Annotated in this window: 11 protein-coding genes; 1 reads left to right on the plus strand and 10 read right to left on the minus strand. The window is 75.6% G+C overall.

Going from position 1 to position 13,583, the window contains the following annotated elements; genetic code table 11:
* Nucleotides 1-14: 14 nt before the first annotated feature.
* The 4 genes from O7606_RS08470 to O7606_RS08485 form a co-directional block, all read right to left on the minus strand.
* Nucleotides 15-476, minus strand: coding sequence for a DUF948 domain-containing protein (locus O7606_RS08470; RefSeq protein WP_281598503.1), 462 nt, complete (start codon nucleotides 474-476; stop codon nucleotides 15-17).
* A 147-nt stretch (nucleotides 477-623) separates the two neighbouring features.
* Nucleotides 624-1,253 (minus strand): hypothetical protein, encoded by a 630-nt coding sequence (locus O7606_RS08475; protein ID WP_281599562.1) that lies wholly within the window; start codon nucleotides 1,251-1,253, stop codon nucleotides 624-626.
* Nucleotides 1,254-3,970: 2,717 nt separating this feature from the next.
* Nucleotides 3,971-5,521, minus strand: a complete 1,551-nt coding sequence (locus O7606_RS08480) for a replication-associated recombination protein A (protein WP_281598504.1) — start codon at nucleotides 5,519-5,521, stop codon at nucleotides 3,971-3,973.
* Between the two features lie 75 nt (nucleotides 5,522-5,596).
* The gene (locus O7606_RS08485) at nucleotides 5,597-5,809 is read right to left on the minus strand and encodes a hypothetical protein (RefSeq protein ID WP_281598505.1); all 213 of its coding nucleotides are present in this window, start codon (nucleotides 5,807-5,809) and stop codon (nucleotides 5,597-5,599) included.
* 109 nt (nucleotides 5,810-5,918) lie between these two features.
* Here O7606_RS08485 and O7606_RS08490 point away from each other — a divergent pair, with 109 nt between their 5' ends.
* Nucleotides 5,919-6,683, plus strand: a complete 765-nt coding sequence (locus O7606_RS08490) for a GNAT family N-acetyltransferase (protein ID WP_281598506.1) — start codon at nucleotides 5,919-5,921, stop codon at nucleotides 6,681-6,683.
* On the opposite strand, the gene O7606_RS08495 is transcribed toward O7606_RS08490, so the two are convergent.
* From O7606_RS08495 to O7606_RS08520, 6 genes are all read right to left on the minus strand, one after another.
* A complete protein-coding gene (locus tag O7606_RS08495) occupies nucleotides 6,617-7,975 on the minus strand; it encodes an MFS transporter (RefSeq protein WP_281598507.1) in 1,359 nt (452 codons plus the stop codon). The genes O7606_RS08490 and O7606_RS08495 overlap by 67 nt on opposite strands.
* Nucleotides 7,972-8,562, minus strand: a complete 591-nt coding sequence (locus O7606_RS08500; RefSeq protein ID WP_281598508.1) for a winged helix-turn-helix domain-containing protein — start codon at nucleotides 8,560-8,562, stop codon at nucleotides 7,972-7,974. Before O7606_RS08500 ends, O7606_RS08495 begins: the two co-directional genes overlap by 4 nt.
* Before the next feature lie 71 nt (nucleotides 8,563-8,633).
* Nucleotides 8,634-9,278: a hypothetical protein gene (locus O7606_RS08505; protein ID WP_281598509.1), complete on the minus strand. Its 645-nt coding sequence runs from the start codon at nucleotides 9,276-9,278 to the stop codon at nucleotides 8,634-8,636.
* A 59-nt stretch (nucleotides 9,279-9,337) separates the two neighbouring features.
* A complete protein-coding gene (locus O7606_RS08510; RefSeq protein WP_281598510.1) occupies nucleotides 9,338-11,182 on the minus strand; it encodes an acyl-CoA dehydrogenase in 1,845 nt (614 codons plus the stop codon).
* A 57-nt stretch (nucleotides 11,183-11,239) separates the two neighbouring features.
* On the minus strand, nucleotides 11,240-12,709 hold the full coding sequence (locus tag O7606_RS08515) for a DHA2 family efflux MFS transporter permease subunit (RefSeq protein WP_281598511.1): 1,470 nt from the start codon (nucleotides 12,707-12,709) through the stop codon (nucleotides 11,240-11,242).
* Between the two features lie 110 nt (nucleotides 12,710-12,819).
* Nucleotides 12,820-13,461, minus strand: coding sequence for a hemerythrin domain-containing protein (locus tag O7606_RS08520; RefSeq protein WP_281598512.1), 642 nt, complete (start codon nucleotides 13,459-13,461; stop codon nucleotides 12,820-12,822).
* Nucleotides 13,462-13,583: the final 122 nt, after the last annotated feature.

Genomic DNA, 13,583 nt, shown 5'->3' on the forward strand with positions numbered 1-13,583 from the left:
CTCCCGCTACCGGCTCAGCGGTTGCCGCGCTTGGCGGCCCGACGCTGCTGCTTGATCGTGTCGCGTACCTCGCGCTCGGTCTCGGCGTGCCGGCGGGTGGCGGCGGCCTTGCGCACGCCGTACCCGAAAGCGGCGACCTTGACCAGCGGGTTGGCGGCGGCGGCGGAGACCACGGTCGCCAGGTTCGCCACGTTCGCGGTGACGTTCTGCGCGTGACTGGTCATCGTGTCGACCTTGGCGAGCTGGAGGTTCACCCCGTCGAGCGAGGTCTGCACCTGGGTCAGGGCGGTGTTGACGTTCTCCACCGTGGCGTTGACGTTGCCCAGCAACGGCGCGGTCCGGTCGTTGAGGTCGTTGATCATCCGGGTAGTGGCGTCGACGGTGTGCCGCAACCGCAGGATCGGCAACGTCAGGATCAGCACCAGCATCGCGAACGCAATGGCCGCCACCAGTGCCGCGACCTCTCCAAGCTCCACGCGTGTCCTCCTCAAAGTCGTCGTGGACCCGTCGTCCACCCCAGCCACGCGACGTCGTCACGGCCTGCCGGGCCGACGCCGGACCTGGTCGGACGTCGACGTCGGGCCCGCCAGCCCCAGACCCTACCGTCAGTGATGGACGGCGGCTCAGGACGGTGACGGTGTCAGCTCCAGCAGCGGGTCGTCGGTGAAGGTCGGGAAGGGATCCTCGCCGGTGAGCGAGGGATCCGTGCTGGGCTGCGGCCGGGTCCGGTCGTCGTCGATCGCGTTGCGGACCTTGATCGACACGGACGATCCCGTGCAGTCGCCGGTCGGCTCGGCCGGGGTCGGCTGCGGCGAGGGCGGGATGGCCGGCTCACCGTCGACCGGCGGCGGCACGCAGGTCGGTGGCCGGACCCAGAGGTCGAGGGTCAGCTCGTCCCGCCGCCAGCACGTGTACCGGCCGGGCGCCGGCTGCTCCGGGCAGCGTTCCACCGACCAGGGTTCCCAGCCGGTGGCGGTGAGCGCCCGCTCGTACTCCGCCGCGGTCTCCTCGGCGGGACGCTCGGACTCGGCGGTGCGTTCCCGCAGCCGGCAGTCCTGCAGGCACCAGCGGCTGCCACTGACGTTGTCGACGGTCGTCTGCTCGGCCCAGACCGGCACCTCGAGCGCGTCCAGCGCGTCGAAGACCGGATCCCGGCTGAGAGCGCCCACGGCGAAGAACGCCGGCACCGCGCCGAGCAGAAGCAGGCTGACCAGGACGAGCACGCCGAGGCGGAGCCGACGCCGTTCCCGGATCTGCCGGCGTAACTGGGAGCGGGCGGCGCGGAGCGGACCACCGGCGGACGAACCGTCGTCACCCGCTCGGCTGCTGCCGGCCAGGTGACCGTCGTCCCCTGCGTCGGGCCCGCCGTCGTGCCCCGCGGCGGGACGTAGCGCCGGCGGACCGGCCGGGCCGCCGGGCGCCACGACGGCGGCACGGGCGACCGGCGGCGGTCCCGACGGTCGGTCGGTCGGCAGGCCGGGACGGTCTCCCGGCACCGTCCCGGAGCCACCGGGACGCTCAGGGCCACCGGGCCGGTCGGGGAGGCCAGCTCGGTCAGGGCCACCGGGACGCCCAGAGTCAGCGGAGCGCTCGGAGCCGCCCGGTCGCTCGGGGCCACCGGGACGTTCCGGGCCACCCGGCCGGTCGCGGCCGATGTCCGCCGGGGGGCGGTCGGGCACGGCGCGACCCACCGCCGCCGCGCCCCGGGCGGGACCCGGCGGACCGGACGCCGTCGCCCTGGTCGACGCCGACGGACCCGACGCCGGCCCGTGGGCCGGGGCCGGTGGGCCGGACACCGGACCGGGGCCCGGTGTCGCCGACGCGGCCGGCGGACGGGCCCGGCCGACCGACTCGGCACCCGGACGCTGGGCAGGCGGCGTGCCCGGCCCATGCTGGCCAGCCTGCTCGACCGACGGTCTCGGCGCGGACGGCGGCGCGGGCCGGGCTGCGCCACGGGCCGGTGGGCCGGCAGGCGACTCCCCCGGCGCGTCCCGGGACGGTGGACGCGGCCCGTCGGGCGGGAGGCCCGGAGGAGTCGAGGCCGGCAGCGGTGGAGCGGACGTCGGCCGGCCGACGGGGACAGAACCGGACGGCGCCCGGCCCACAGGCGCCGGGGAATGCGCCGGACCCGCCACGCCGGGTGACCCGGGCGGGGCCGGCGACGACCCAGCCGGACCGGAGCCAGCCGGACCGGTGGTCCCGGCCGGGCCGAAGGGTCCGGCCGGACCTGGGCGGGCCACGCCGGGCGGAACCGCGGGGGACGGTCCGGACCGGGGGGGCCGGACTCCGTCCGGCGCGGTCCGGGACGAGCCGTCGGACGGGTCGGGCCGGGACCCACCACCGGCCACGGCGGGGCGTGGCCCTCCGGGCGGAGTCTGCCGGGGGGCCGGGGGCCGGGACGGTCCGCCGGGCACGGCCGGCGGTGGGCCGGGGGGTGGCCCGACCGGTTCGACGCCTGGCCGCGCCGTGCCGCGGGCCGGCCCGACCGGTTCGACGCCTGGCCGCGCCGTGCCGCGGGCCGGCCCTGCCGTACGCGGCACGGGCGGCGCGGCGTCACGCGGACCAGCGACGTCACGCGGCCCGGCCGTGACACGTGGACCGGCGGTGGCACGCGGGTCAGGGACCCCGGGCGGGCCAGCGGCGTCACGCGGCCCGGAGACGCCGGACGGGCCAGCGGCAGCACGCCGACCGACGGTGGCACGTCCACCGGCCGGGGCGGATGAGGAGTCAGGGACGGCACGGGGGTCGACCGGCGGCCCGTCGGGACCGGGCGCCGGCGCAGCGCCGACCGGCGGCGCGGGCGGGCGGGCCGGACCGCTCGCCGGCCGCTGCGCGGCGGCGGGCGGCGCGCCCCAGCCGGCCGGGCGGTCCGCGGGCCCGGCGGGGAGATCGCCGTGGGCCGACCGGGGACCGGTCGTGCCGGCGGGGTGCCGGGGCCATTCTCCGGAGCGGCTGCCGGGTTCGTCGGAGGGTTCGGCGGCACGTCGCCGACCGACGGACCACTCACCCGTGGACGAGGGCGATCTGCCGGGCCCGGTGGCACGGGATCGACCGGCGGGGTCGTCCGCCGGCTCGACGGCAGCCCGACGCCGACCCACCGGCGCGTCCCTCGGCTCGCCGGGCCAGGGTCGCTCACCCTGCTCGCCGACACGTCGCCGGCCGGTCGGACGCTCGTCGCCGGCCTCGACGGCGCGGCGGCGACCACCGTCGCCCGCCGGCCCGGCGGCGCGAGCCGGCGGCACCGGGCCGGTCCCGACGCCCGGGGCCGCCGGGCCCGACGGGGCGCCACCCGACGCCGGAACGGCAGGAGCGTTACCCGACGCCGGAACGGCAGGAGCGTTACCCGACGCCGGGACCACCGGGGCGTTCTGCTCCGGGGGCCGAGGGCGTCCCGCCGGGTGGCCGGTCGGCGGGTGGTGTTCCGCCCCGTCGGGAACGGGACGGACTCCGGCAGCCGCGCTCTCGACGGGCGTCCGGCCGGCTGGCCGGCCCGGCGGGGTCCGCTCGACGCCGGGGCGGACGGCCGGACCGGGAGAACCGGGCCAGGGCCCGTCCGGACGGACGGCGCCCCGCCGCCCCGGAGCAGCGCCAGCCGCCCCGGGCGCACCGGGCCCAGCGGGAACGTCAGGCGGACCGAAGGCGCCGGGTGGCGGCTGCGGGGGTCGCGCGGCCGGCCCCGGCCGGGTCGGCGGAACGGCCACGCCGGTCACCCGACCAGGCTCCGGCAGCGGAGGGGGCGGGTCGGCGTCGATCGACGGCCCGTCGGACGTCGGCGGGCCGCCCGCCTCCGGGCCCAGCTCGGAGCGCTGACGCTTGGCGGTGCGCAGGTCGTCGATCCAGCCGAGTTCCTCGCTGCCTACCGACTCCTCCGGCTCCGCGTCCGCCCGGCCCCGTCCCCAGCGGCGTCCCTTGACCCGGGGCTCCCGCCGATCGTCCGGGCCGTCCTCCGGCCGTTCCGCACCACGAGGTCTCACTGGTGGCCCTTCCTGGCGGCTCCGTCGCCGCCCTCGTCCGCCCTGGCGGCTCCGTCGCCGCCCGCAAGCGCCGGACCGTCCTGCGCGCCCCGTCCGGGGTCGGCAGGCCCCGGGTCGGCCGGCTTCGGGTCGGCCGGGGTCGGTCCGCCCCGGACGATGCGGCGCAGCAGGGGCAGCCGGGCCGCCACCGCGCGTTCGGCGCCGTGACCGGATGGACGGTAGTAGTCCGCACCGACAAGATCGTCCGGGGCGTACTGCTGGGTGACCACGCCCCGGTGGTCGTCGTGGGGGTAGCGGTAGCCGGCGCCGTGGCCCAGCCCACGGGCGCCGGAGTAGTGGGCGTCGCGCAGCACCCGCGGCACCGATCCGCCCCGACCGGCCCGGACGTCGGCGATCGCGGCCCCGATCGCGGTGGTCGCCGAGTTGGACTTCGGGGCGGTCGCCAGGTGGATCACCGCCTGGGCCAGGTTGAGCTGGGCCTCCGGCAGACCGACGTACTCCACGGCGTGCGCCGCGGCGGTGGCCACGCCCAGCGCGGTGGGGTCGGCCATCCCGACGTCCTCGCTGGCGAAGATCACCAGTCGGCGCGCGACGAACCTGGCGTCCTCGCCGGCGACCAGCATCCGGGCCAGCCAGTGCAGCGCCGCGTCCACGTCGGAGCCGCGCATGCTCTTGATGAACGCGCTGGTCACGTCGTAGTGGGCGTCCCCGTCCCGGTCGTAGCGGACGGCCGCCACGTCCACCGCCTGCTCGGCGGTGGGCAGGTCGATCCGGGCGGCGCCCAGCGCGGCGGCGGAGGCCGCAGCGGCTTCGAGAGCGGTCAACGCCTTACGGACGTCGCCCCCGGCGAGCCGGACCAGGTGCTCCTCGGCCTCAGGGTCGAGCGTGAACGCGCCGCCCAGACCGCGTTCGTCGGAGACCGCGCGGCGCAGCAGGCCGCGCACCGCGTCCTCGGTGAGCGGCTGGAGGGTGAGCAGCACGCACCGGGACAGCAGCGGCGAGATGACCGAGAAGTACGGGTTCTCGGTGGTCGCCGCGAGCAGGGTCACCGTGCGGTCCTCGACCGCGGCGAGCAGGGAGTCCTGCTGGGTCTTGCTGAACCGGTGCACCTCGTCGATGAAGAGCACGGTGGGCGACCCGCCGGCCCGGCGTTGCCGGCGGGCGGCGTCGATCACGGCGCGGACGTCCTTCACCCCGGCGGTGAGCGCCGACATGGCGACGAAACGACGGTCGGTGGCCCGGGCCACCAGATGGGCGATGGTGGTCTTGCCGCAACCCGGCGGACCCCACAGGATCACCGACATCGGCGTCGCGCCGCCGACCAGTTGCCGCAGCGGCGCGCCGGGCGCGAGCAGATGCTCCTGCCCGACCAACTCGTCGAGGACGGCCGGACGCAGCCGTACCGGCAGTGGCGCGTCGGCCGGGACCGCGCTGAACGCGTCGGCGGCGCCGGAGCCTGCGGCGAAGCCGTTCACGCCACCGGACCCGGCGGGCGCGGGTGGCGCAGCCGCAGGGTCACCGAGAGTGAAGAGGGCGTCGGACTCCATCACGAAGACAGTACCGGCCCGGTCCCACGCCGACGGCAGCGCGGCGCGGGACGGGCCGGTGATGATCCGTAGCGGTCAGCCACGCCCGGGGCGACGGCCCCGGTACCAGCGGCCGCCGCCACCACCGCGCGGACCGCTGCCGACGCCGGCCAGGTAGAGCGAGAGCAGCAGCAGGCCGAGCAGGATGAGGGTGTTCCAGTTGAACAGGTCGGGAGCGCCGAAGTCGGTGTTGAGCAGGTCGATGAGCAGGGCAAACCCGAAAACGATGGCCGCGGCGATGGCGAGCATGTCGGTCCTCCGGTAGACGTACGGGGTGGGCTGGCCGTCGTGTACCCAATCGGTCCGATCGTCAATCTCCAACCTGGACGGGCTCCGACCCGTGACTAGGCTGGTCGACATGATCGACACAGCGCGGGCGGTACGGGGACGGGCGCCCCTCCTGGCGGCCACCGGTCACCACCCGTACGTCCGGCACGTCCTCGGCCGCCACGACGACGCGGCGGGCTGGCTGATGCCCGACGCCGTCGCGTGGCTGCTCCCCGACGGACCGGGACCGGCCGGCGGGGCTTTCGGCGCGGCCGGGCCGGCGCTCGACCTGTTCGCGGCGCTCGTCGCCGACGGGACGGTCCGGGCCGGGGAGCGGCTGCACCTGCCCCGGGTATCGCCGGACGAGCTGGCCGCCCGGCTCCCGGTGGCCCGGCACAGCGACTGGGACTTCCTCTGGACCACCGCTGCGCCCGCGTCCCGCCCCGGGGCGGAGCGGGTGGTCCGGCTCACCGGGGCCGACCTGCCGGAGCTGACCGCGCTGGTGGCCGCCGCCTATCCGGAGTCCACCACCCACCCCGGCGACGAGCAGGTGATCGACTGGTACGGCATCCGGGACGGTGACCGGCTGGTGGCCTGTGGCGCGGACCGTAGCCGGGGCGATGTCGGCTTCCTCGCCGGCCTGGCGGTGACGCCGACGCAGCGGGGTCGGGGGCTGGGCGCGGCGCTCACCGTCGGCATGACCCGCGCCCTGTTCGACAGGTACGACCGGGTGGGGCTCGGCGTCTACACCGACAACGTCGGCGCGTTGCGGCTCTACCGGGGGCTCGGCTACACCCATTCCGCCCCGCGATCCACCGTCCGCCTGGTGGGATCTTCTGCCGGCTGCGCCTCCTGACCGGTGGCGGGGGTCTCGGCCGCCGGGGCGGTGGCAGGCGCGACCGGGGCCGACGGGGCGCGGCGGGCGGCGCGCCAGGCGGGCAGGTAGAGCGGCGCGGCGACGGCCAGCACCCCCGCGCCGACCAGCATGGCGGTGCTGACGCTGGTGGCGTCGGCCAGCGCGGTGAGGGCGATGCCGCCGAGCGCTCCGGCCGGCATGGCCACCATCGAGTTCAGTGAGATGACGCTGGTGCGGTACGGGCCGTCGACCTGGCGGTGCAGCAGACCCATGTGCAGCGGGTTGGACGCGCCGTGCACGCCGTAGCAGGCCAGGTAGGCGACCAGCACCCCGAGCGGGCCGGCGAACAGGCCCATGCCGAGCACGGCCAGTCCCTGCAGGATCCGCAGCAGCGCGGCGCTCGGCGCGGCCCCCCACCAGCGCAGCAGCAGCGGGGTGAGGGCGGCGCCCGCCGCCGAGGCGAGCCAGGCCACCGAGCCGGCCGGGCCGAGCAGGGCCGCCGCCCGGTCGGGATCGCCCACCACCTCGGCGAGCCGGACCGGCAGCAGCGACTCGAAGGTGACCATGCCGAAGCCCCAGAAGACCTCCACCGCGACCAGCGCGAGCAGCACCCGGGAGCGGCGGAGCAGGCCCACCGCCTGCCCGATCATCCGGGGCGTCTCGGCGATGGAGGCGCGCAGCGCCCGCGCCCCGGCGGCGGGGCGGGGCTCGACCAGGAGCGCCCAGATCGCCACCAGGGCGACCAGTTGCAGGGTGAGGGCGACCAGCACCGGCAGGGTCAGCGCGCTGACCGGCCCGACCGGGCCGAGCGTGACCAGGCCGCCGCCGAGCAGCGCCCCGGCGCCGATCGCCACGCCGCCGACCGTGCCGCTGTGGCCCAGACCCCGCTCGTAGGTGGCCTCCGGGTCGGCGGCGAGGGTCGAGTCCACGTACCAGGACTCCAGCGGCCCGCTCTCCAGCGCCCGGTAGACGCCCTGGAGCAGCCAGACCACGACCAGCAGGGCGAACGAGTCGGCCACCACGAGCAGCGCCCCCGAGGCGAGGTTGACCGTGCTGGCGACGAGCAGCAGCCGGCGGCGGCCGACGGCGTCGGCGAGACCACCGGTGGGCAGCTCCAGGGCCAGCACGACCAGCCCCTGGACGGCGGTCACCAGACCGATCTGGGCCAGGGTGAGACCGCGTTCCCGCATCAGCAGGATCATCACCGGCACCAGCAGGCCGACCGGCAGCCAGCGGAGGCCGTGCAGGACCAGGAACCGGTTCCGGACCTGACGTACGGTGAGCGCGCTCACCGGTCCGGCTCCGTCCTCGGGAAGGCGGCGTGGAAGAGGTGGACCGGCCGGGCGTCGGGCTCGTCGGCGGGCGACTCCTGCTGGTAGCGCTGGACGACCTGCCAGATCTCCTGCTCGAGGGCCTGCAACCGGTCGGGGCCGATGACCAGCAGGGCGTCGCCCATGCCGGCGGCGTCCCGCCACCGCGCCGACCAGGTCTGCCGCGCGGTGTGCCACCGGTCGGCGTGCTCGGTCAGGAAGCGGAGCTGGTGGGACTGGATCCACTCGACGGCGGCCCGGGCGTCCGGGTCGTCGTCGTAGTCGGACGGCTCGAAGTTGCTGCTGTCGTGCGCGGCGCGCCACCAGCGCTGCCGGCCGACACCCCGGTCGGGGTCCTCGGTCACCAGGCCGACCTCGGCGAGCTGCCGCAGGTGGTAGCTGGTCGCGCCGGTGTTGGTGTCAAGCTTGTCCGCGAGCGTGGTGGCGGTCGCCGGGCCGTCGACGCGCAGCGCGCCCAGTAGCCGCAGCCGCAGCGGGTGGGCGAGCACCCGGACCTGCCGATGGTCCAGCCGGACGGACCGGGACGGGCGGTCGTGGTTCTCTGGCATCCGTCCACGATAACTGTGCACACAAGTTGTGCACAATACTTGTGCGTGACCGGGAGCGGTGGTGGCGGGAATCAGCGGGGCGCCCGCCGGCGGGTCCGTCGCGCCGGCACGCCGGCCGGGCCCGCCGGCGTCCCGCCCCGGAGCAGGGCGGCGGCGGGCCGCTCGACGATGCGGGCCCCGGTCGGCAGGGGGGTGGCCGCGACCAGGGCCGCCGCGGCCCGGTAGCCGGGGCCGGGGCGCAGGTCCCACAGGCGGCCGCGCAGGTCGGGCCGGCCCGGGTAGGCGAGCAGCCGGGACCGGCTGACCCGCACGTCGCGGATCCGGACCCGCAGGCCGTCCCCGGTCGCCTTGACCACCGCCTCCCGCCGGCACCAGCGGGCCAGCTCGGCGGGGGGACGGTCCGGGTCGAGGCGTTCCACGTCCACGCCGATGGCGGCCCGGTGGCTGACCGCCACCGCCACCCGCCGCCCGGAATGCGACACGGAGACGGTGAGCGGGTGGTCGGGCAGCTCGGGACGACCGTGCGGCGCCGGGCAGCTCGGGCAGGCCCGGCGTACCCGCAGCCGGTCGGGCGGCGTCCCGGTGTGGTGGGCCACGGCGAGCCGGAGCAGCACCGCGCCCAGGGTGGACTGCCGCCGGCGCCGGGGGTGGGCGACGGCGGCGAGCCGCCGGCGCTCGGCGTCGTCGAGCAGCCGGAGCTGCCAGCGGCGCAGCATGCCCAGGTCGGCCCACCAGACGACGCCGACCAGCGCCGCCCGGTGGGTCCGACGGTGGATCAGAACGCCTCCTCCGGCACGTCCATCAGGTCGGGCCGGGCCGACTGGACGATCTTGCGGTCGGCGGTGAGCCGGGGCAGCACCTCGCGGGCGAAGAACCGGGCCACCGCCACCTTGCCGGTGTAGAAGGCCCGGTCGCCGTCGGTCAGGTCGGCCCGGTCGAGCGCGCGCGCCGCGACCTCGGCCTGGGTGAGCAGCAGCCACCCGACGAACAGGTCGCCGAGGGCCAGCAGCAGCCGCCGGCTGTGCAGCCCGATCAGGTAGAGCTGCCGCGGCTCGCCGCCCTGGGCGGCGGTCAGCCACTCCAGCATCGTGCCGAGCACGCCCTGCACGTCGGTCACCGCCCGCCCCAGGGCGACCCGTTCGGCGGCGAACGCGTCGTCGTCGCCCTCGGCCCCGACGAACTCGCCGATCTCGGCGGCCACCGTCATCAACGCCACGCCCTGGTCCTTGGCGATCTTGCGGAAGACCAGGTCAAGGCTCTGGATCGCGGTCGTCCCCTCGTACAGGGTGTCGATCTTGGCGTCCCGGACGTACTGCTCCAACGGGTAGTCGGCCAGGTAGCCGGAGCCGCCGAAGGTCTGCAACGACTCGTGCCCGAGCAGCTCGTACGCCCGCTCCGAGCCGACCCCCTTGACCAGCGGCAGGAGCAGGTCATTGACCCGGGCGGCGAGCTCACGGTCAGGACCGAGCGCCATCCGGTCCTGCCAGCGTCCGGTGTAGACGAGCAGGGCGCGCAGCCCCTCCGCGTACGCCTTCTGCAGCATCAACGACCGGCGGACGTCGGGATGAGCGACGATCCGCACCCGGGGCGCGGTCTTGTCGGCCATCCGGGTCAGGTCGGCGCCCTGCACCCGCTCCCGGGCGTACGCCAGGGCGTTCAGGTAGCCGGTGGACAGGGTGGCGATGGCCTTCGTGCCGACCATCATCCGGGCGTACTCGATGATCCGGAACATCTGCCGGATGCCGTCGTGCCGCTCCCCCACCAGCCAGCCGACCGCCGGCACACCGTGCTGGCCGAAGGTCAGCTCACAGGTGTTGGAGACCTTCAGCCCCATCTTCTGCTCGACGTTCGTCGCGTACACGCCGTTGCGCGCGCCCAGCTCGCCGGTGGCCGGATCGAAGTGGAACTTGGGCACCACGAACAGGGACAGCCCCTTGGTGCCCGGCCCGCCCGCGCCCGCGACCCCCACCGGCCGGGCCAGCACGTAGTGGACGATGTTCTCGGTGAGGTCGTGCTCGCCGGAGGTGATGAAGCGCTTCACGCCCTCGACGTGCCACGAGCCGTCCGGCTGCGGCGTCGCCACGGCCCGGCCCGCGCCGACGTCGGAGCCGGCGTCGGCCTCGGTCAGCGCCATGGTCGAGCCCCACTCGCGGTCGACGAAGATCCGGGCCCACGCCTTCTGTTCCGCCGTGCCCTCGTGCCACAGCACGTTGGCCAGCGGCGGCCCGGAGGCGTAGATCCACACCGCCGGGTTGGCCCCCATCACCAGCTCACCGATGGCCCGCCAGAGCATCCGGGGCGCGGGCGTGCCGCCGAGCTCCGGGGCCAGGTCGCCGAGCCGCCAGAACCCGGCGTCCAGGAACGCCCGGTACGCCTTGACGAACGCCGGCGGCAGCGGGGCGCTGTGCGACGCCGGGTCGAACACCGGGGGCTGCCGGTCGCCCTCGGTGAACGCGTCCGCCAGCTCCTCGCGGGCCGAACGGTCCACCTCGGCGAGGATCTGCCGGACGGTGTCGGCGTCCAGGTCCGGGTAGCCGTCGCCGCCGAGGAGCTCCTCGACGCCGAAGACCTCGAAGAGGTTGAACTCCAGATCCCGCAGGTTGCTGCGGTAGTGGCCCATCTACGCGTTCTCCTGTCTTGGCCGGTGGGGCGGCCGGGCCGCCGGGGTGCGGGGCGGTCAGCCGCCGTGGATCGCCGCCATGTCGACCTTGGCACGGTTGTTGGGGAGCAGGAACGTCACCACCACCGCGAAGGCGGTGAGGACCGCGGCGACCAGGAAGGCGGCGTGCAGGCCGTCCAGCAGCGCGGACCCCTGCGCCACGCCCTCGCTGATCTTCCCGGAGAGCGCCTCGTTGGCCACGGTGACCAGCACCGCCAGGCCGACCGCGCCACCGACCTGCTGCGAGGTGTTCATCAGGCCGGAGGCGATGCCGCTCTCCTCCCGGGCGACGCCGCTGACCGCGGCCACCACCAGTGGCACCAGCGCCAGACCGAAGCCCGCGCCGGACAGCAGCAGGGTGGGCAGCAGCTCGCTGACGTACGAGCCACCGACGGTGCTGCGCAGCAGCAGCACCTGACCGAGCCCGACCAGCGCCAGGCCCACCATGATCAGGTTGCGGGTGCCCAGCTTCGGGGTCAACTGCATGGCCGCCCCGGCGAACACCGCCATGGTCAGGCCGAGCGGCGCCCAGGACAGGCCGGCCCGGATCGGCGACCAACCGTTGATCACCTGCATGTAGAGGCTGAGGAAGAAGAAGGTGCCGTAGAGCGCGGAGGCGGCCAGCACGGTGAGGACGTTGGCGACGGCGATCTGCCGGTTGGCCAGGATGCCCAGCCGCAGCAGCGGCTCCGGCGCGCGCCCCTCCCACCAGACGAAGAGGGCGATCAGGACGGCCGCGCCGACCAGACCGCCGACGGTGAGCGGGTCGCTCCAGTCGCGGTGCGAGGTGTTGAGCATGGTGTAGACCAGCAGCAGGAGACCACCGGTGATGGTGGCCGCGCCGAAGCCGTCCAGCCGGCGCGGCCCGGCCGCCGACTCGATGGCGACGCCGTTGCCCCGCAGCCCGGCCAGGGTGAGGGCGAGCAGGATCGCGCCGACCGGGACGTTGATGAAGAACACCCAGCGCCAGCCGATCGTGTCGGTGATCAGGCCGCCCAGCAGCACGCCGGTGGTGCCCGCGATGCCGGAGAGGCCACCCCACACGCCGAGCGCCTTGCCCCGCTGGTCGGCGTTGCTGAACGCGCTGACCAGGATGCTGAGCGCGGCCGGGCTGAGCAGCGCGGCCCCGAAACCCTGCACGCCCCGGGCGATGATCAGGGCGTCGTCGGACTGGGCCAGCCCGCCGGCCAGCGACGCGCCCACGAAGACGGTCAGGCCGATCAGGAACATCCGCTGCCGGCCGAAGAGGTCCGCGCCCCGGCCGCCGAGGAGCAGGAAGCCACCGAAGAGCAGCATGTACGCGTCGACCACCCAGGCCAACGAGGAGGTGCTGAACTCCAGGTCCGTCCGGATCGACGGCAGAGCCAGGTTGACCACCGTCTCGTCGAAGATGACGAGCAGTTGGGCGCCGCAGGTGATGGCGAGCAACAGGGCGGCCCGACCCCGGCTCAGCATCTGATCCCCTTCGGGCACGGCGGCTTGCACCATCACGACTCCTCAGCACTGCTCAGTGGTTGCGGGGGGGGAACCGCCCGGCCCACCGGGCGGACGGGAGGGGCCGGCCACCGGGGACGCCGGTGGCCGGATCGGGGGTGGGGTCAGCCGCCGAAGGCGCGCTGCTGACGGCGGCGCAGCGAGCCGGCCATCAGCCAGGCGACCGGTTTGGCCGGCACGCCGGCCCGTTCCTGGGGCTCGGCGACCGAGTCCAGCCAGGGTGGCATGAAGCCGAGCGTCCACTTGGGCGCCGTCCTGAGCATGTTGCGCTCGAAGCGGCTCCACGTCGCGGCGTCCAGCGCCGGGGCGAGTCGTTCGGTCAGCTCGCGCTCCTCGTCGGCGCAGTGGTGGGCCAGCGAGTCACGCAACCGCTGTGTCGCCGTGGCGAGCTCGGCCCACCCGGTGGACGGGCCGCCGGCAAGGGCGGCGAGCCGGGCGCGGACGTCCTTGAGGTGGCCGAGGAGCTCGTGGTGCTCCTCGGTCATCAGGGTCAGCACGTCCTCGCCCGCGCCGCGCTCGCGCAGCATGGGCCAGAAGAACTCGTCCTCACCCTCGTGGTGGTGCTCGATGATCTGCAGGATCCGGTCGGTGTAGTCGGTCAGGGCCGCTGCCCGCGCCGGGTCCGGCGTGCTGGACAGCGCCGCGGCGGTGGCCGCGATGCGACCCAGGTCCCGCAGCATCGCCCGGTGCGCGAGCCGCATCGTGAGGTGACCGGAGGGAAGACCGACGGCGGGTTGACTCGACATGCTCGTCTCCTTGCTGCGACCAGCGCTGAACGCACGCCGACCGTATCAGCTATCGACCGGGACCGGCGTTCCTGTCCCCAATGGCCGGACCACAGGGTCGCTTGTGGTTTCCCGGTCGGGTC

The sequence above is a fragment of the Micromonospora sp. WMMD882 genome, assembly GCF_027497255.1.
GTDB lineage: Bacteria > Actinomycetota > Actinomycetes > Mycobacteriales > Micromonosporaceae > Micromonospora.

Coding starts and splice junctions, on each gene's coding strand:
- O7606_RS08480 (WP_281598504.1), bottom strand. CDS start 5,521: ATGGAGTCCGACGCCCTCTTCACTCTCGGTGACCCTGCGGCTGCGCCA.
- O7606_RS08485 (WP_281598505.1), bottom strand. CDS start 5,809: ATGCTCGCCATCGCCGCGGCCATCGTTTTCGGGTTTGCCCTGCTCATC.
- O7606_RS08490 (WP_281598506.1), top strand. CDS start 5,919: ATGATCGACACAGCGCGGGCGGTACGGGGACGGGCGCCCCTCCTGGCG.
- O7606_RS08500 (WP_281598508.1), bottom strand. CDS start 8,562: ATGCCAGAGAACCACGACCGCCCGTCCCGGTCCGTCCGGCTGGACCAT.
- O7606_RS08505 (WP_281598509.1), bottom strand. CDS start 9,278: ATGCTGCGCCGCTGGCAGCTCCGGCTGCTCGACGACGCCGAGCGCCGG.
- O7606_RS08510 (WP_281598510.1), bottom strand. CDS start 11,182: ATGGGCCACTACCGCAGCAACCTGCGGGATCTGGAGTTCAACCTCTTC.
- O7606_RS08515 (WP_281598511.1), bottom strand. CDS start 12,709: ATGGTGCAAGCCGCCGTGCCCGAAGGGGATCAGATGCTGAGCCGGGGT.
- O7606_RS08520 (WP_281598512.1), bottom strand. CDS start 13,461: ATGTCGAGTCAACCCGCCGTCGGTCTTCCCTCCGGTCACCTCACGATG.